The sequence below is a fragment of the Streptomyces sp. NPDC002467 genome, from assembly GCF_042889825.1.
Classification (GTDB): Bacteria; Actinomycetota; Actinomycetes; order Streptomycetales; family Streptomycetaceae; genus Streptomyces.
The window spans coordinates 25,617-41,666 of sequence record NZ_JBIARJ010000034.1 but is presented as its reverse complement, the minus strand read 5'-3'; the positions used below and the strand labels follow the sequence as shown (position 1 = coordinate 41,666).

Here is a 16,050-nt window from a genome sequence, read left to right as displayed (position 1 = left end):
CTGATCGCCCTCTAGGGCTGGGGTGTTTGGTCGAGCGGCCGAAGGAAGCGACGCTCGTACCGGCGAATGCATCGAGTCCGACGAGCCAGCTCGAACGCCTCCTGGCACTCGGGGTCACTCGCGCTGTCCGCGCGGTACTGCTCGTACACGGCAAGGCTGGGGAAGGAGAAGAGTGCGTACGCGATGTCGCTGTCGCCCTCGCTGGGCAGGAAGTAGCCGTGGTGCGCGCCCCCGAACCGGTTGACGAGAGCGACCCACCGGCGGCCGTACTCCTCGAAGTCCTCCATGCGGTCGGGATCGATCTCGTACTTCAAATGAACGGTGATCATGGGACGACATCATGCCTGAACGGCGTCAGTGGGCAAGGGGAGACGGTACCGAGTGCGGACACTCAAGATCCACTTTCGATCCACGCCCCACAGCGTGACTCCTCAGGGCCGCCGGGTCGGTACCGGCCGGAGTGCCGGCCAGCGGTCCAGCATCCGGTGACGCATGGCGCCGGTGAGGACGCTCGCGCGGCCCAGGGGAGGGTGGTCGGCGGTCATGCGGCCGACCACCCCGAGCCGGTGGGCCAGGCGTTGCCGGGCCGTCGCCGTACCCCACTTCCAGTCCTGGCGCGGAATCCGGGCCAGGTGGTCCCCGCTCTCCCGGTGCGCCCGTTCGACCAGCGCGTCGCCGCGGAGCAGCCAGCCGGCGCACGCGTCGGCGAGGCCGTCCCGGACCTCGGAACCGGTCGCGGCGCGCCACGCCGTGCGATAGGCGCGCTCCGCCCGTTCCAGCAGCGCCTCGGACGCCGAGGTGACGCACCAGCAGGTGGGGAAGCCCATGCGCAGGTAGGCCAGTTCCATCAGGCCGCTGCCCAAGGACGCCTGCTCGAAGTCGACGAACCTGATGCCCCCGGCCGTGTGGAGGTCGTTTCCGGGGCACGGATCCCCGTGGAGGAGCGCGTCACCGGACGCCTCGCCGAGCCGGTCCACGAGGTCGGCGAGTTCCTCGGCGACCCCGGGCACGAAGGGGACCCCGAGAGCCGTTGCCAGCGCAAGGAAGGCGTCGACGTCGGACCGGTCCGGACCCCGCCACCGGGGAAGCGCGCCGGCGTCCGCCGGACCGGCCGCGGAGTGCAGCCGCGCCAGTGCGGCCGCGTAGTCGACGATCCAGTCGTCGGCCGGGCGCCCGTGCTCCAGATGTTCCAGGACCAGCACCCGCTCGGCCGGGTCGGTGGCCAACAGCGCAGGGACCATGGGGGTTTCGGCCCGGGCGGCGAGCCGCAGGGCGGTCACCTCGCGTGCGTACCGTTCGTCGGCGTCGGGCCCGTCGACGATCTGTTTCACCACCGCCGGGGTGTGCGGTAGTTCGACGCGCCACACGCGCGAGCGCGGGCTGCTGCCCAGTCTTCGGGCGCGTCCGGGTGATCCCAGTTCGGCCCGTAACCCGTCCCCGAACGTCAGCCGTGACCACATGGGTGCATGGTGCCACCCTCACGCGGAGAGGTCGATGCGCACCGACTCCACCCAGGCCGGGGGCGCGGGCGGATCCTCCCCGACCAGAGCCGCGATCAGCCGGCAGGACGGCGTCTCTTCCGGCCACGGCGTGTACCCGTCGGTCAGCACGATCACGACGTTCGGCCGGTCGGGCAGGGCCAGCGCCGCTTCGACGCCGACCCGCATGTCCGTGCCCCCGCCGCCCGCCAGGGTCACCTCGCCGGCGCTGCGCACCCGGGTCACGGCGTGTACGTCGGCGTCGCAGGCGAGGACCGCGACCCGGTTGCCGCCGACGCCCACCTCCCGCAGGACACCGGTGACTTCGGCGAGCGCGGCCGCGAGGTCGTCGGGGCCCATCGAGCCCGAGGTGTCGATGACGATCGCCACCCGGGGCAGCGGCCTGCGCAGGCTGGGCAGCACCACCCGGCCGCCGAGCGCGGGAGTGCGGCGCGAGGGGCGCCGGTACGTGTAGTCCACCGCGCCGGCAGCCCAGGCGGCGGCCTCGCGGACCGCCCCCGACAGGACCTCGCGCCAGTCCACGGTGGGTTCCAGCAGCTCCTCCGCCCACCGGGTCCAGCCCTCGGGGATCCGGCCCCGGGTGCGCTGGTGGGCCCGTACGGCCTGGGCGGTCTGCCGGCGCAGCGCCTCCGCCTCCACGGAGCCGACCCGGGCGGGGCCGGCGTCCTCGCCCAGCTCCCAGGGGCCGGGGACGCCGTGCGCGCCGGAACCGCAGTCCGGCCCGTGCGGTGTCGGCGGGATCGCCGGCAGGTAGCTCTCGAACAGGCCGCCCGTGGGCAGGCCGTAGTGCCTCGGCTCCACGCGGCTCTCCGGCAGCGACAGCCCGTCGGCCAGCAGGTCGTCGTTGATCTCGCAGTCCTGCGCGATGTTGACCCGGACACGGTCGCGCTGGTCGGCGGCGGGCAGCCGCTCGGCGCGGCCGTGGTGGTCGCGCAGCAGGTGCGCCACCTCGTGGATCCACACCCCGGCCAGCTCGACGACCGGGGTCGCCTCGACGAAGGCGGGCGAGACGTAGCAGCGCCAGTACCGGTCGACGCCCATCGTGCGGATCCCCTCCGAGGGGACCACGGTCAGCGCGTACAGGGCCGAGGCCAGGTACGGACGGGACTCGGCGGCCTTGTAACGGGCCGCCAGCAGCTTCGCGCGGTCCAGCTCCGGGCGCACGGCGGACCCGCGCTCAGTTCCCGCCCGGCAGGGAGCCGGACAGCTGGAGCAGTTCCACGAAGGCGTCGATCCCGGCGGGCACCGGCCAGTCCAGGTCCCGCATCGCCGCGAGGTCGGCGGCGGCGCGGGCGGCGACGTCGGGCACGCCCGCGTCCACGGCCTTGGCCAGCACCGCCCAACCCGCCTCCCAGCGGGGGCGCGTCAGTTCGCTCTGCACGGCGGCGACCACGGCGATCAGGAAGGCCAGCTGCCGGTCGCCGCGCTCGGGCAGGGCGAAGGCGTCCGGGTCGGCCAGCACCCGGTCCGGGTCCGGCAGATCGAGGTGTTCGAGGTACGAGAGCAGCTCGATCCCGGCGGCCTCGCCCACGGCCCCGGTGAGCGCGGCCGCGAGCGCCTCCCGGCCCGTGGAGGCCGCGTACCCCGTGGCCAGCAGCCGCAGGGCCATCTCCCAGGTGCGCGGGGAGGGCCAACCGCGGCCCCGTCCGGCCGCCTCGGTGGGCATGTGGTGGACCAGGCCCGGCCGGGCGGTGAGGAAGCCGGAGACGACGCCGCGGGCCCGGGCGACCGCACCCGAGGCCTTGGCGGGATCCACGGCCGGGATCGCCACCTCGGGCCAGGTGCCTGCCATGCCGCGGGCCACCGTGCGCGGGTTGTGCGTCCAGTCGAGGTGGACGAAGCGGTTGGCGAGCGGCGGGCTGAGGTGCCAGCCGTCGGCGGCGCTGGCGGGCGGGTTCGCCGCGGCGACGATCCTTACCGCGGCCGGGAGCTCGAGGCTGCCGACCCGGCGCTCCAGGACCACGCGCAGCAGGGCCGCCTGCACGGCCGGCGGGGCGGAGGACAGCTCGTCGAAGAACAGCAGCCCGTGCCCGGTACGGGCCAGGCGCACCGCCCAGTCCGGCGGCGCCATGGGGACACCGGTGGTGGCGGGGTCCTCGCCGACGATGGGCAGCCCGGAGAAGTCGGAGGGCTCGTGGACGCTGGCGATGACCGTCTCCAGCCGCACGCCGAGCGCGGCGGCGAGCTGCTCCATGCCGGCGGACTTCCCGATACCGGGCTCACCCCACAGCAGCACGGGCTGATTGGCCGTCACGGCCAGTGCCAGCGCCTCCAGTTGGGGGTTGCCGGCGGGCTCGGTGCGGGTGGCGCCGAGCCGGGCCCCCAGGGCGTCGGCGGCGGCCAGGGCCCGAGAGGGCTGGGGCTGCGGCTGTCCCTGCTGCCGGGTCGCACTCATGCGTCGTCGTCCTCGTCGTCCTGGTCTTCGTCTTCCTCTTCGTCTTCCTCGCGGTACTCCATGTGCTCGTCGAACCAGTCGGCACCGATGTCCGGGAACTCCTCGTCGACGCGCTCCTGGAGGAAGGCGAGGTCCTTGCGCTTGTAGCGGCGGATCTCCTGGGACAGGGACAGGTCCATCTCCTCGGTGACGTCGATCCGGGAGCCGGCCGCCACCAGGGCCCTGACCAGATCCGCCGAACCGCCCCAGTGCACGGCGGACAGCAGCGGCGTGCGCCGGTTCGTGTCCCGTGCCTCCAGGTCGAGGCCGGCCTTCAGCAGCCGGGGGAGCAGCACCTCGTGGTCGAGCAGGTGGAGGGAGTGCAGAAGGCCGCGGCCGCGGGCGTCCCGGATGCGGGGGTCCACGCCCGCGTCCAGCAGGGCCGTCACACCGGGGGTGTCGCCGTGCTGCACGCGCAGGAAGAGCTCACGCCGCTGGTCCTGGAGGGCCCGGGGCAGCCGCCCCTCACCCGTGGTCCAGCTCTGCTGCACCGCGAAGCACCCGGAGACCGCGCCGCCGAACGCCCGCATGGCGCGCTCGCGTTGCTGCTCCTCCGGGGTGTGCGGTACGTCGAGCACCCCGTCGCGCGAGCGCACCTGGTGCCACACGCCGTGGCAGCGCACCCGTACCGGCCCGCCCGCGTCCGGGCCGGGCGGGCCCTCGGCGGGCCCGGAGCCCGGGAACAGCGCGGCGGCCACCAGCGGGTGCAGCTCGCGCGGCGTGATCCGGCCGGTGCGTACGAGTTCGGGGTCGGGCAGCGACTGGAAGGCGTACCGGGGCATGGGCGGGACGGGGAGTGCCTCGGTCCGGTCGATGATGCGGGCCCGGAGCCGGTCCGGACCGGCGTGCTCCAGCAGGAGGTGGGAGTACCAGCCGGTCGGGATCCGGTACCGGTCGCCCGCCCCGGCCGCCACGAGCCGCGTCACTTCCCGTGCGAGCCGGCGGAGGTCGACGGGCAGGCGCGCGAAGGTGCTCTTCGCGTCGTCCGGGCGCCCGTACGGCGGCGCGGGGGGATCGGTCAGGTCGCACTCGATGCCCGCGGCCGCGTAGGCCTCGACGATCTCCCCGTCGGCGCGCAGCCGGGCGATCCGCTCGGCGAGGCCCTCCGGGACGGCGAAGTGCGCGGCCAGGTCGGGGGCGCACCGGGCGTCCCAGAACGGCCGGACCGCGTTCCAGTGCTCCCGTACGAATCCCTGCCCCGTGTACGCGTTGCGCTTCTCGGCGACGAGCAGCGGCTCGCAGTGCAGCTGCAGCCGCTGCGAGCCCTCCGTCAGGAGGGGGGTGGTGACCGACAGGGTCGGGCCGTCCGGGCCCCCGTAGGAGGCGAGCACGACGCGCAGGTCGGTGGTGAGGGTGGTGCGGCCGCCCAGGTACCGGGGCAGGTGCCAGCGCAGCAGGTCCGGGGCGAAGTGGCGCAGGTCCTCGGAGATGGCCTCGGCGGTGGCGGCGCCGTGACGGGCCTCCAGTTCGGCCGGGTCGAAGCGGACGTCCACGGCCGCGGCCGCGCAGGCGGCCCGCCAGTCGCCGGCCAGCCGGTGCGCGGTGGCCCGCTCGATCATCCAGCCGGGCACGGCGTGGCGGCGGATGCGCTGCCACGCCGGACCGTCCTCCCACCGGGAGTCGCCGGGCAGTTCGGTGTCCTCGACGCTCACCGGTACACGCTGCCGATCGCGCGCAGGTCCGGGTGGGCGGCCCGGGCGGGGCGGAGCCGTTCGGTGAAGGAGCGCTTCACGCGGCGGGGCAGTCCGGGCCCGAGGCCCACGTACTCCAGGGGGCTGTCGGCGGGCACCGCGGCGAGCAGGCTCTTCGCGCCGCGTCCGGTGAGGCCGGTGTGGCGCAGCTCCAGGCGGCGCAGGGGGCTGCCCGGGAGGGCGGCGGCCAGGGCGTACGCGCCTTCGTCGCCGGGCTCGTTGCCGGGAGCCCCGAGGCTGCGCTCGGACATGGTCCGACCGAGGTCGAGGGCTTCGATGCCGCCGAGGGAGGCGGCCAGGGAGCGCGCTCCGGCGGCGCCGATGCCGTTGCCGCCGAGTCCGAGGCGGACCGGGTGCGCGGAGTCGCCCGCGGCGGAGGCGAGCGCCGCGGCGCCCTCGTCACCGAGGTGGTTGGCCGGAACGTACAGCTCGCGTACGCCGGCCTCCCGGATCAGGGCGGCGAGCAGCGGGGCCGCGTCGGGGCCGAGGCCGTTGCCGCCGAGGAAGAGCCGTTCCAGGGGCTGCCCGCGGTCCAGCAGGGCGTCGAGCAGGAGGCGTACGCCGTCGGTGCCGATCCCCGTGTTGACCAGGTCGAGGGTGCGCAGGGCGGAGTTGCGGCGCAGCAGCGCGGCCAGGGTGCGGGCGCCGTCCGCGTGGAGCGGGTTGCGCTTGAGCCAGAGGGCGCGGACGGTGGTGTCGTCGGCGAGGGCGCCGGCGAGGGCCTCCACCCCGTCGGGACCGATCCGGTTGCAGCCGAGGTACAGGGTGTGCAGCCCGTGCCCGGGGGTGAGGGTTCCGGCCAGGGTGCGGGCACCCGCGTCGCCGATGGCGTTGGTGCCGAGGAGCAGGTGGGTGGCGTGGGCTGAGGCGGCCGCGACCGGCAGCAGCCGGGCCGCGCCTTCCGGCCCGAGACCCTGCTTGCAGAGGTCGACCCGGCCGTCGGCGCGCAGCGTTCCGAGCGGGAAGGTCTCGTCGGTCTCGACGGGCCGGTCCGCGGCGAGCCGGGCGAGCAGCGGGTCGAGGCCGGCCGGGTCGGCCGGTGGCATGTCGGGGTGCTCGATCGCAGGGCAACGTACGGGTGTCGGCTGTGTCATCACCACTCCACCGGTTCCTTCGCCGGTGCCCGGCGTCCAACACGACTTGAGACCAGAACTGCACAAGTAGACGCAAGACCGGTCGGATTCGAACCGACGTCCTCCAGCTCGATGCGTGGGCGCGACGACCTCTGCGCTACGGCCTTGCTGTCGGAGATCATACCCACCCGGCGGCCGAAAATCGATCACCAGTTTGAGGTGCCGTCGAACGGCCCGCGGCGTACGCCGCCGCCTCAGTCGAGCGGCCGCGCCGGCCCGTACACCACGGGGAGTTCGACGAGTCCGCGGGCGCGCAGGGACGGCCGCCACCGGGGTTCGGGCGCGGCCGGCTCCAGGCTGCCGAACCGCTCCAGCAGGGCTTCCAGCGCGATCTCGGTCTCGGCGCGGGCCAGCGGCGCGCCCAGGCAGTAGTGGATGCCGTGCCCCAGCGCCAGGTGCCCGGTCGTGTCCCGGGTGAAGTCGAGCCGGTCGGGGTCGGGGAAGCGGTCGGGGTCGCGGTTGGCGGCGGACAGCGACAGCAGGACCGTCTCTCCCGCGGGGACGGTCACCCCCGCGATGGTCACGTCCTCGGTGGGGAAGCGGCGGATGGCCAGGAGCGCCGGCCCTTCGAGGCGCGCGAGTTCCTCGACCGCGCGGGGGATGCCCGAAGGGTCGAGCCGGAGCGCGGTCAGGAGTTCGGGACGGTCGAGCAGGGCCAGAACGGCGTTGCCGATGAGTTGGACGGTGTTCTCGTAGCCGGCCATGAGGATGAGGAAGGCGAGGGACGTCAGCTCGTCCTCGCCGAGCCGGTCGCCGTCGGTGTCGCGGACCGCGATCAGGTCGGAGAGCAGGTCGTCCGCGGGGTGCTCGCGCTTGTGCGCGATGAGCTCGGTGAAGAAGGCGAGCATCGCGACCACCGCCTGCTTGGCCGCCTGCGGGCGGGCGGGATCCGGCGAGATCAGCTCGGTGGTCCAGGCGCGGAAGTCCTTGCGGTGGTCGTCCGGTACCCCGAGGAGGTCGCAGATGACGGTGATCGGCAGCGGCGCCGCGTAGGCCGTGATGAGGTCGGTGCGGCCGTGCGTGCCGAGCGCGTCCAGCAGGTCGTCGGCGGTCCGGCGGATCGGACCGCGCAGTTCCGCCACGCGCTGGGGGGTGAACGCCCGGCCGACCAGCCTGCGCAGCCGGGTGTGGTCCGGAGGGTCCATGTTCAGGAGGTTGGCGTCGAGGGCCGGTGGCAGGGACAGGCCGCGGTAGGAGCCCTCCGCGGCGTGACGCTTGTCGAGGGAGAGCCGCGGATCCGCGAGCGCCGCACGAACGTCGTCGTACCGGGTGACGAGCCAGGCCGGCGAGCCACCCGGTCCCGTGACGCGCTGCACGGGCGCCGTCTCCCGCAGTCGACGGTATGCCGCGTACGGCCGGTTCACGAGCTCGTCCTGAAGATCCATGCCTGTAAGCCTAGTTCGCCGCACCGGGGTGTCCGAAGGGCGGCCCCGGGGAGGCATGGAGCCTGGATTGCGCCGGGTTCTTGCATTTCCTCCCTCCGTCCGACGGTCGCTCGCCAGGCTGAACGCGCTGTCACGGGAACGCCGTCGCAGTTCCGGAAGGCCGCCCCGTCCTGCCGCGGCCACCAGAGGAGGACCCGCTGTCATCGACCTGCGACCCCCGGTACGCGCCCGCGGGTGACGTGAGTGCGGCGCTCCCGGTGATCGACTCCCGGCTGAAGGCCGTCTACGACGGCAAGGGCCGGCGATGATGCGCTCGATGCCCCGCAGCGTCCGGCCCGAGGCCATCCCCACGACGGCCGGCATGGTCATCGCGGCGGGAACCGGCCTCAGTCCGAACCTGTGGCGCATGCAGTACGGGGAGTGGACCGAGGAGGAGATGAATCCCCTGGAGGCCACCGCCCTCCTGCCGGCCGAGCACATCAACCGGCTCACCGACGACCGCGACTACGCCACGCGCCTGATCGCCGACGCCCTCGCCGGCGTGGCCCGCGACTGACGCACGGCGCGGTCGGCGCGGGTCGGCCCCCGGTCAGCCCCGGTTGCCCAGGTCCAGCCGGTCGATCAGCCCGGCGGCCGTGAACGCGGCGACCAGTTCGTCGCGCCCCTCGGTGAAGTGCCCCCAGCTGTCGTAGTGGACGGGAACCACCCGGCGCGCACCGAGGATCCCGGCTGCTTCGGCCGCCTGCGCGCTGTCGAGGACGAGCAGCCCGCCGTCGAAGAGCTGGGGGAAGCGCGGCGCCCCCGCGAACAGGATGGCGGTGTCCACCGGGCCGAACCGTACGGCGATCTCCTTGACCAGGTCGACGGAGGCGTTGTCGCCGCTGACGTAGACCGTCGGCAGGTCCTGTCCGGTGAGGACGAACCCGACGACCTGACCGGTGAACGGCTCGACCTCCTCGCGCGTGCCGGGCCCGTGCAGGGCGGGCACGCCCGTGACCGTGATCGTGCCGCCGTCGGGGCGGTCGAGGTCGACCGACTCCCAGTCGGCGAGCCCCTTGGCGCCCGCTCCGAGGCGCTGTCCGCCTCCGGGAGTGGTCAGGGTCAGGGGAACGTCGGCGAGCAGGGCCCGGCCGGACTCGTCGAGGTTGTCGGGGTGTTCGTCGTGGGAGAGCAGGACCACGTCCACGCGGCCGAGGTCGGCCGGTGCGGCCGAGGAGGCGGCCGTCTTGGTCAGCCGCCGGCCGCTCGGCATCGGGTACTCGCGCGGCGCGTCGAAGGTGGGGTCGGTCAGGAACCGCAGGCCGCCGTATTCGAAGAGGGCGGTCGGGCCGCCGAACACGCGGACGGGGATCTGTTCGACGGGCGTGCTGGTGTCAGCCATCAGTACCTCACGGATGAGTGGTTGGTTATCCGTGATGATCATAGGGGTCTCTCACGGATGGGCGCAATGGGTACCATGAGAACCATGAGTGAGATCCCGGCCGTCGAATCCGCGCCACCACCCGCGCCGGGGGCGCAGGACCACCTCGCCCTCGACTTCGTCAACAGCGCCGTCGCGCTGCCCGGGGGGCAGTTCATCGACTACCTGGGCACGCCCGAGAGCGCGAACCGGTGGCTCACCGCACACGGCCTCGCGCCCGCCGACGCCGGGGTCCGGGAGATGTGCGCGACGCAGCTGCGCTCGATGCGCGAACACCTCCGGGCGCTGTTCGCCGCCCGCGCCGACGGGGTGCCCGCCCTGCCCGCGGCGCTGTCCGCCGTCAACGACGCGATGAGCAAGGCCCCCTCGGCCGCCCTGCTGTACTGGGACGAGAAGAACGGGCCCTACCGCGTGGCGCCGTGTCCCACCAACGAGATCCTCGACCGGGCCCTCGCGACGCTCGCCGCCGATGCCGCCGATCTCCTCACGGGCCCCGACGCCGACCGCCTCACCGGCTGCGGGTCGAGCCCCTGCAACCGCTACCTGCTGCGCAACGGCCGCCGCCACTGGTGCTCGACCCGCTGCGGCGACCGCGCCCGGGCCGCCCGCGCGTACGCCCGGCGCACCCAGCCGAAGGCGGACTGACGGGGCGGCCGGAAACGACGAACCCGCGCTCCGGACGGTGATGCCGTCCGGAGCGCGGGTTCGGGTTTCGGGGTTTCGGGGTCCGGGCGTCAGCCGGTCGCGGCCGACAGCAGTACGTCGACGAGCCGGTCCGCCGCGTCCGGCCGTCCGTACGCCCGGGCCCGCTCCGCCATCGCCGTCCGCAGGGCCGGGTCGGTCAGCAGCGGGCCGACCGCGCCCTGGAGGGCCTGCGGGGTGACCTCGCCGAGCAGGGCGACCGCCGCCCCCGCGTCCGCGAGGTACTGGGCGTTGTGCGCCTGCTCGTTCCCCGCCGACGAGGCGAGCGGCACGAACACGGCGGGCTTGCCCAGCGCGGTCAGCTCGGCCAGGGTGCCGGCGCCGCTGCGGGACACCACGACGTCCGCCAGGGCCAGGACGTCCGGCAGCTCCGGCCCCACGAACCCGGTCAGGTGGTACCGGGAGGCGAGCACCGGGTCGAGGGCGGAGGCGGCGGCGCGCAGTTCGTCCACGTTCGCGGGGCCGCACTGGTGGATCACGTTCGCGTGGCTCAGCAGCCACGGCAGCACGTCCCGGATCACGCCGTTGATCTGCTGGGCGCCCTGCGCCCCGCCGGTGACGTAGACGGTGGGCAGGCGCCGGTCGAAGCCGGTGAGGTTCAGCGCGTGCAGCGCCTTCTCGCCGTGGCCGGTGAGGACCTCGGGCCGGACCGGATTGCCCGTGACGACCGCGCGGTCGCGGACCTCGGCGGGCAGCAGCGGCAGCGAGGACTCCGAGGACACCGCGATCCGGGTGGCCGAACCGGCCAGCTTCCGGTTGGCCAGCCCCAGTCGGACGGTCTGCTCGTGCAGGACGAGCGGGCGCCGGCACAGCCGGGCGGCGAGCCCGGCGGGGACCGCGACGTACCCGCCCGTCGCGAGGACGACGTCCGGCTGGAACTCGGACACGATGGCGCGGGCCTGGGCCACCCCGAGCGGCACCTTCGCCATGTCCTTCACGTTCGCGGCCGACAGCATCTTGAGCGGGTTCGCCGAGCGGCGGATCTTCCCCGTGGCGACCGTCTTGAAAGCGATGCCCTCCGCCGGGGCGACACGGGCCTCCAGGCCGTCGGCGGTCCCGATCCACAGGACGTCGAGCGTGCCGCCCGAGGCTGCCAGGCGGCCCTGCAGCGTACGGATCGCGGTGAGGGCCGGGTAGGTGTGGCCGCCCGTCCCTCCGCCCGTGACGAGCAGCCGGAACGAATGCGGGAGCGCGGAGGAAGTGTTCATTCCGGCACCCTACTTCCTGCGCCTTTCCGGCCCCCGGCCGCCCGCCGGTCGCGTTGCCGGTCGGGCGCCCGCAGGTCAGGCGCCCGCCGGGCGTACCGCCTTCGTGAGGGCGGCGCGCAGGGCATCCGCGTTCGCGACGGTCCCCGGGTCCGAGGGGTCGATGCCCGGTCCATCCGTGATGGTCATGTACGGGACGGTACAGGCAGGTACATCCCGCTGTAAGTGCCGGCCGTCGGCCAGGCTTCCCGAGACCATTCCGACCCGCCGGGCCGAGCTCCCGTGCGCGGCGTACTCCCCGAAGTCGACTTTGTGCGGGGTGAGTTGGGGCAGTACGCGGGTATGGGCAAGACCGCGCCGGTCCCGTAGCGTCTGCGGCGCGCATGCCCATCACCACGACCTCGGGGGCGGACCATGGAACGGACCGGGCGCGGATTGGCGGGCCTGGTGCTCGCGGCACTCCTGGGGGTGACCGGGCTCGGCACCCCGGCCTCCGCGGCACCCGCGGCCGGGGCATCCTCGTCCGGGGCCGACGAGGGCGCCGCGCCCTCCCGGCCCTCGTACGGCGCGGACCTGCGCGCCGACGCCACCGGCGACCGGTGGACCGGCCGCGAGACGGTCACCTTCGGCAACCGCTCCGCCGAGCCGCTGCGCGAGGTCTACGTCCGTCTCTGGGGCAACGGCACCGACGGCTGCGGCACCCCGCAGAACCCCTCCCCGGTCCGGATCGGCCGGGTGACCGGAGGCACCCCCGACGCCCCGTCGGTCGGGTGCACCGCGGTGCGGATCGCGCTGCCCGCCCCGCTGCCGCCCGGCGGCCGGGCCACCGTCGGCTTCGACGTCTCGATCACCGTCCCCGACCGGCTGCACCGCTTCGGACGCGACGGAGACCACCGCTACCTCGGCAACGCCCTGCCCGTGCTGGCCGTCCGGGACGCGCGGGGCTGGCACCTGGACCCCGACGTCCACCGGGGCGAGAGCTACTACGCGCTGGCCTCCGACTTCCGGGTGACCCTCGACCACCCGACCGGGCTGAAGGTCCCGGCGACCGGTACCACCACCACCCGGCCGGGCGCCCCCGGCCGCAGCGTCACCACCGGCACCGCGCGACAGGTGCGGGACTTCGCCTGGGCGGCCGGCCCGTTCCACAGCGGTGCGGCCACGTCGCCGGGCGGCGTCACCGTGCGCACGTACTGGACCGACGGCACCCCGGAGGCCTGGGTGGAGACCGCCCGCACCGAGGCGCTCCGCGCCATCGACGACCTCGGGAAACGGTTCGGCCGCTACCCGTACGGTGAGGTCGACGTGGTCCTCAGCGACCGGTTCGAACCCATCGGCAGCATGGAGTTCCCCGGCCTGGTCCTGGTCTGGGCGGACGAGTGGGGCGGCGCCGTCGTCCACGAGCTGGCCCACCAGTGGTGGTACGGGATCGTCGGCAACGACGAGTATGCGTCGCCGTGGCTGGACGAGGCCTTCGCCATGTACTCCGGCGACGTGCTCGCGGGTGACGACGGCGCGTACTGCGCGGAGTTCGTCAACTGGGAGAACGACACCCAGGCCGTCACCAACTCCATGGGCTACTGGGCCGCCTACGGCCCCGGTTGGAGCCGTTTCGTCTACACCTACGGCGGGTGCGTGCTGCACGACCTGGAGAAGGTGCTGGGCTCCCCGGCGATGGCCGACATGATGAGGCGCTACGTACGCGACCACTGGTACGGGGTCTCCACGACCGAGGAGTTCCAGCGTGCCGCGCAGGCGGCGACGACCACCGACCTCACCTCCTTCTGGCGCGAACACCGGGTCCGCACGGGAGCGGCCTCGTGAGGCGCGGCGGCGCATTCTAGGGTGCGGGCGATCGTTTTCCGCCGAATACCCGTTCTTCCCGACCCGCCTGACGCCCAGTGGGTAGCGTCTGCGCTCATCACCCGGCGAGAGGTTCCGAACTCCGCCGGGGCCGTCAAGAGTCGAGGGAGCGAGTACTGATGGTGAGCGTGGAGACGTCTCTGAAGGAGGCGATGACCTCGATCGAGGGGAGCGTGGGGGTCGCGCTGGTCGACTACACGAGCGGCATGGCCCTCGGGACGCTGGGCGGGGGCAAGGACCTCGACCTGGAGGTGGCCGCTGCCGGCAACACCGACGTCATCCGGGCGAAGACCCGGACCATGGACATGCTGGGCATCAAGGAGGACATCGAGGACGTACTCATCACCCTCGGCAGCCAGTACCACCTCATCCGGCTGATCAAGGGCCGAGGGGGCAACGGCCTCTTCCTGTACATGGTCCTGGACAAGGCCAGGGCGAACCTGGCCATGGCGAGGCACCAGCTCAAGCGCATCGAGGCGGAGCTGGAGCTCTAACTTTTCGTCCCGCTTCCCGGCTCCGCACGCCCACGAGTTGAAAGAATCTTCAACTCGGCACATCTGAAAGTGATCAGCCGCGAGTGGGCCGGGGCCGGGAGGCGGGAGGATGGCTGGAGCTGGACGTCGCCGGTTGGGCAGGGGCCGGCCGATGGACCATGGAACGGGCGAACCCGGGTGGGAGTGTTGTCGCATGCAGGTGCCGCTGTACCAGGCCAAGGCGGAGTTCTTCCGCATGCTCGGACATCCCGTTCGGATCCGCGTACTGGAACTGCTTCAGAACGGCCCTGTTCCGGTGCGCGAACTGCTGAACGAGATAGAGATCGAGCCGTCCAACCTCTCCCAACAGCTCGCGGTACTGCGCCGGTCCGGCATCGTGGTCTCCATCCGCGACGGATCCACGGTCAGTTACGCCCTGGCCGGCGGCGACGTGGCGGAACTCCTGCGGGCCGCGCGGCGCATCCTCACCGAGCTGCTGGCGGGGCAGAGCGAACTGCTCGCCGAACTGCGCCACGCGGACACCTCGGTGCACACGGGACCGCCCACGCTGTGACGAAGTCCGCCTCCGGGCTCAGAAGGCGATGACGGGCCGGGTGGAGAAGGAGTCGTACAGACCCTCGCCGTCCGGCCCGTACACGAACTCCGCGACGAACGGGTTGCGGTTGGCCGTCGCCAGCGGCAGCCATCCCAGCAGGTTGCCGTAGCCGCCGCAGACCGATTCACCGCCGTCGCCGCCGTGCACCGCGGTGACGTCGCTCGTCAGCTCCGTCCGGTACGTGTCGTAGGCGATGTGCAGGCCCAGGGCGTTCAGGCCGTGCTGCGGGCCGGCCGGATCGGTGTACGGGATCCGGTCGAGCGGGCAGTCGCCGCCCCACCGGAACAGGGTGCTCGCACCGGCTCCGCAGGCGTGCTCCCATTCGTCGGAACTCGGCATCCGCAGGCCGCGCGCCGCGAGCACGGCCGGCATGTCGGCGGGGGCCTCGGTCAGGTTCTCGTCCTCCACGGCCATGAGGACGGTCTCCAGGGCGACGCGCCGGCGGGGGCTGAGCACGTGCGCGAGGTACTCGCGCAGATCGAGGCCGTACCCGTAGCCCTCCTCCTGGCTCTCCAGGTAGTCGGCGGCCTGCTCGGGCGTCGGCCGCCAGGAGTCGAGGTCGAACCCCAGCGTCACGGCACCGCCCGGAACGAGCGCGAACTCCCGGGCGTCCCGCTCGATCCGGGCACGGTGCATCGGCGCACCGAGGTGCTCGACCGCCTCCACGGCGACCAGGCGACCACCCGCCGCATCGGCCGCCTCCTGCGCGACCCGGCGGGCGGCCGCCAGGTCGAACGACTGCCACTGGTCAAAGGTGAGGTCGGAAAGAGCCATGGGCCGCAGTCTTCCACGGGGGACCGACAACGCCCGCTCCGGGGGCGTCCGTCCCGCTACTCGCCGACGGCCCCGTCGATCGCCTCGCGCAGCAGGTCGGCGTGGCCGTTGTGCCGCGCGTACTCCTCGATCATGTGGGTGAGGACGTAGCGCAGCGAGATCGTCTCGCCGCGGAAGTCGACGGCGTCGTCGAGCGAGTCGACGGAGTCGACGACGGCCCGGGCGCGGGCGCACTCCTCGCGCCACGTCTCGAAGGCCTCGCCGACATCGGCGTCCTCGACGTGGAACTCGGCGAACGTGCCGTCGACCTCGCCGGGCCAAGGCGGCCTGACGGCCTCGGCGTTCACGACGAGGCGGAACCAGCTCCGCTCGACCGACGCCGCGTGGCGCACCAGGCCGAGGAGCGTGAGCCCCGACGTCGGGACCGCCTTCCGCTTCAGCTGCTCGCCGGTCAGCCCGGCGCACTTCATGGCCAGGGTCGCCCGCTGGTAGTCGAGGAACGAGGTGAGCGACGCCCGGTCGTCGGCCACCTTCGAGGGGTGTGTGCGCTGATCATCGTTCATCGGACGATGATGGCAAACACGCCCCCTCCCGCGCCGCACCGGCCTTGAGGACGGCCAGGGGGGCGGCGACGGCGCCGCCGCCACCGGCGCCCGGGCCCAGCCGCGAGGCGAGACGGCGGCGCAGCTCTTCGGCGGCCTCGCGGACCTCCGCCGAGCGGGTCTCCTCCCAGAGGATGCCGAGCAGTACCAGGACGGCCCGTGCCTCGTCTTCGCTGATGAGCTTCAGCCGACCGTTGGCGGGGCGATCGAGGAGTACGTCGAGAAGCTCTTCATCGCTGTCCATGTGGGGAAC

At 73.5% G+C, this 16,050-nt stretch carries 16 protein-coding genes and 2 pseudogenes; 5 read left to right on the top strand and 13 right to left on the bottom strand.

Features of this window, described 5'->3' with window-relative positions:
- Positions 1-11: 11 nt before the first annotated feature.
- The 8 genes and pseudogenes from ACFYYJ_RS39780 to ACFYYJ_RS39745 form a co-directional block, all read right to left on the bottom strand.
- A complete protein-coding gene (locus ACFYYJ_RS39780) occupies positions 12-329 on the bottom strand; it encodes an NIPSNAP family protein (RefSeq protein ID WP_389139573.1) in 318 nt (105 codons plus the stop codon).
- Positions 330-431: 102 nt separating this feature from the next.
- Entirely contained in the window at positions 432-1,460 is a 1,029-nt protein-coding gene (locus ACFYYJ_RS39775; RefSeq protein WP_389139571.1) for a phosphotransferase family protein, read from the bottom strand.
- 18 nt (positions 1,461-1,478) lie between these two features.
- Complete coding sequence (locus ACFYYJ_RS39770; RefSeq protein WP_385366739.1) at positions 1,479-2,663, bottom strand: VWA-like domain-containing protein; 1,185 nt, start codon at positions 2,661-2,663, stop codon at positions 1,479-1,481.
- A gap of 13 nt (positions 2,664-2,676) precedes the next feature.
- Positions 2,677-3,894, bottom strand: a complete 1,218-nt coding sequence (locus ACFYYJ_RS39765) for an AAA family ATPase (protein ID WP_385132029.1) — start codon at positions 3,892-3,894, stop codon at positions 2,677-2,679.
- A complete protein-coding gene (locus ACFYYJ_RS39760) occupies positions 3,891-5,585 on the bottom strand; it encodes an ankyrin repeat domain-containing protein (RefSeq protein WP_389139568.1) in 1,695 nt (564 codons plus the stop codon). The genes ACFYYJ_RS39765 and ACFYYJ_RS39760 overlap by 4 nt, the downstream gene beginning before the upstream one ends.
- Entirely contained in the window at positions 5,582-6,718 is a 1,137-nt protein-coding gene (locus ACFYYJ_RS39755) for a gala protein (RefSeq protein ID WP_389139566.1), read from the bottom strand. Before ACFYYJ_RS39755 ends, ACFYYJ_RS39760 begins: the two co-directional genes overlap by 4 nt.
- A gap of 73 nt (positions 6,719-6,791) precedes the next feature.
- Positions 6,792-6,864, bottom strand: a pseudogene (locus ACFYYJ_RS39750).
- Positions 6,865-6,951: 87 nt separating this feature from the next.
- The gene (locus ACFYYJ_RS39745) at positions 6,952-8,142 is read right to left on the bottom strand and encodes a cytochrome P450 (protein WP_389139564.1); all 1,191 of its coding nucleotides are present in this window, start codon (positions 8,140-8,142) and stop codon (positions 6,952-6,954) included.
- A 197-nt stretch (positions 8,143-8,339) separates the two neighbouring features.
- On the opposite strand from ACFYYJ_RS39745, the pseudogene ACFYYJ_RS39740 reads away from it, so the two are divergent.
- A pseudogene (locus ACFYYJ_RS39740) lies at positions 8,340-8,698 on the top strand (hypothetical protein).
- A gap of 33 nt (positions 8,699-8,731) precedes the next feature.
- On the opposite strand, the gene ACFYYJ_RS39735 reads toward ACFYYJ_RS39740, so the two are convergent.
- Entirely contained in the window at positions 8,732-9,523 is a 792-nt protein-coding gene (locus tag ACFYYJ_RS39735; RefSeq protein ID WP_389139562.1) for an MBL fold metallo-hydrolase, read from the bottom strand.
- An 84-nt stretch (positions 9,524-9,607) separates the two neighbouring features.
- Here ACFYYJ_RS39735 and ACFYYJ_RS39730 point away from each other — a divergent pair, with 84 nt between their 5' ends.
- Positions 9,608-10,207, top strand: a complete 600-nt coding sequence (locus ACFYYJ_RS39730; RefSeq protein ID WP_385132018.1) for a CGNR zinc finger domain-containing protein — start codon at positions 9,608-9,610, stop codon at positions 10,205-10,207.
- Positions 10,208-10,296: 89 nt separating this feature from the next.
- Here ACFYYJ_RS39730 and ACFYYJ_RS39725 read toward each other — a convergent pair whose 3' ends face one another.
- Positions 10,297-11,472: a glycosyltransferase gene (locus ACFYYJ_RS39725; protein WP_389139559.1), complete on the bottom strand. Its 1,176-nt coding sequence runs from the start codon at positions 11,470-11,472 to the stop codon at positions 10,297-10,299.
- Between the two features lie 411 nt (positions 11,473-11,883).
- On the opposite strand from ACFYYJ_RS39725, the gene ACFYYJ_RS39720 reads away from it, so the two are divergent.
- The 3 genes from ACFYYJ_RS39720 (at position 11,884) to ACFYYJ_RS39710 (ending at position 14,379) form a co-directional block, all read left to right on the top strand.
- Entirely contained in the window at positions 11,884-13,293 is a 1,410-nt protein-coding gene (locus ACFYYJ_RS39720; RefSeq protein ID WP_389139557.1) for a M1 family metallopeptidase, read from the top strand.
- Positions 13,294-13,451: 158 nt separating this feature from the next.
- A complete protein-coding gene (locus ACFYYJ_RS39715; RefSeq protein WP_385131430.1) occupies positions 13,452-13,826 on the top strand; it encodes a hypothetical protein in 375 nt (124 codons plus the stop codon).
- 193 nt (positions 13,827-14,019) lie between these two features.
- Positions 14,020-14,379, top strand: a complete 360-nt coding sequence (locus ACFYYJ_RS39710; protein WP_319731486.1) for a metalloregulator ArsR/SmtB family transcription factor — start codon at positions 14,020-14,022, stop codon at positions 14,377-14,379.
- A gap of 18 nt (positions 14,380-14,397) precedes the next feature.
- Here the strand turns inward: ACFYYJ_RS39710 and ACFYYJ_RS39705 are convergent, their stop codons facing one another.
- Genes ACFYYJ_RS39705 through ACFYYJ_RS39695 form a run of 3 tightly spaced genes read right to left on the bottom strand, consistent with a single transcriptional unit; the run spans position 14,398 to position 16,041 of the window.
- Positions 14,398-15,195, bottom strand: coding sequence for a hypothetical protein (locus ACFYYJ_RS39705; RefSeq protein ID WP_389139554.1), 798 nt, complete (start codon positions 15,193-15,195; stop codon positions 14,398-14,400).
- 56 nt (positions 15,196-15,251) lie between these two features.
- Positions 15,252-15,758, bottom strand: coding sequence for a DinB family protein (locus ACFYYJ_RS39700; protein WP_385131424.1), 507 nt, complete (start codon positions 15,756-15,758; stop codon positions 15,252-15,254).
- Positions 15,748-16,041, bottom strand: a complete 294-nt coding sequence (locus tag ACFYYJ_RS39695; RefSeq protein ID WP_389139552.1) for a hypothetical protein — start codon at positions 16,039-16,041, stop codon at positions 15,748-15,750. The genes ACFYYJ_RS39700 and ACFYYJ_RS39695 overlap by 11 nt, the downstream gene beginning before the upstream one ends.
- Between the last annotated feature and the right edge of the window lie 9 nt (positions 16,042-16,050).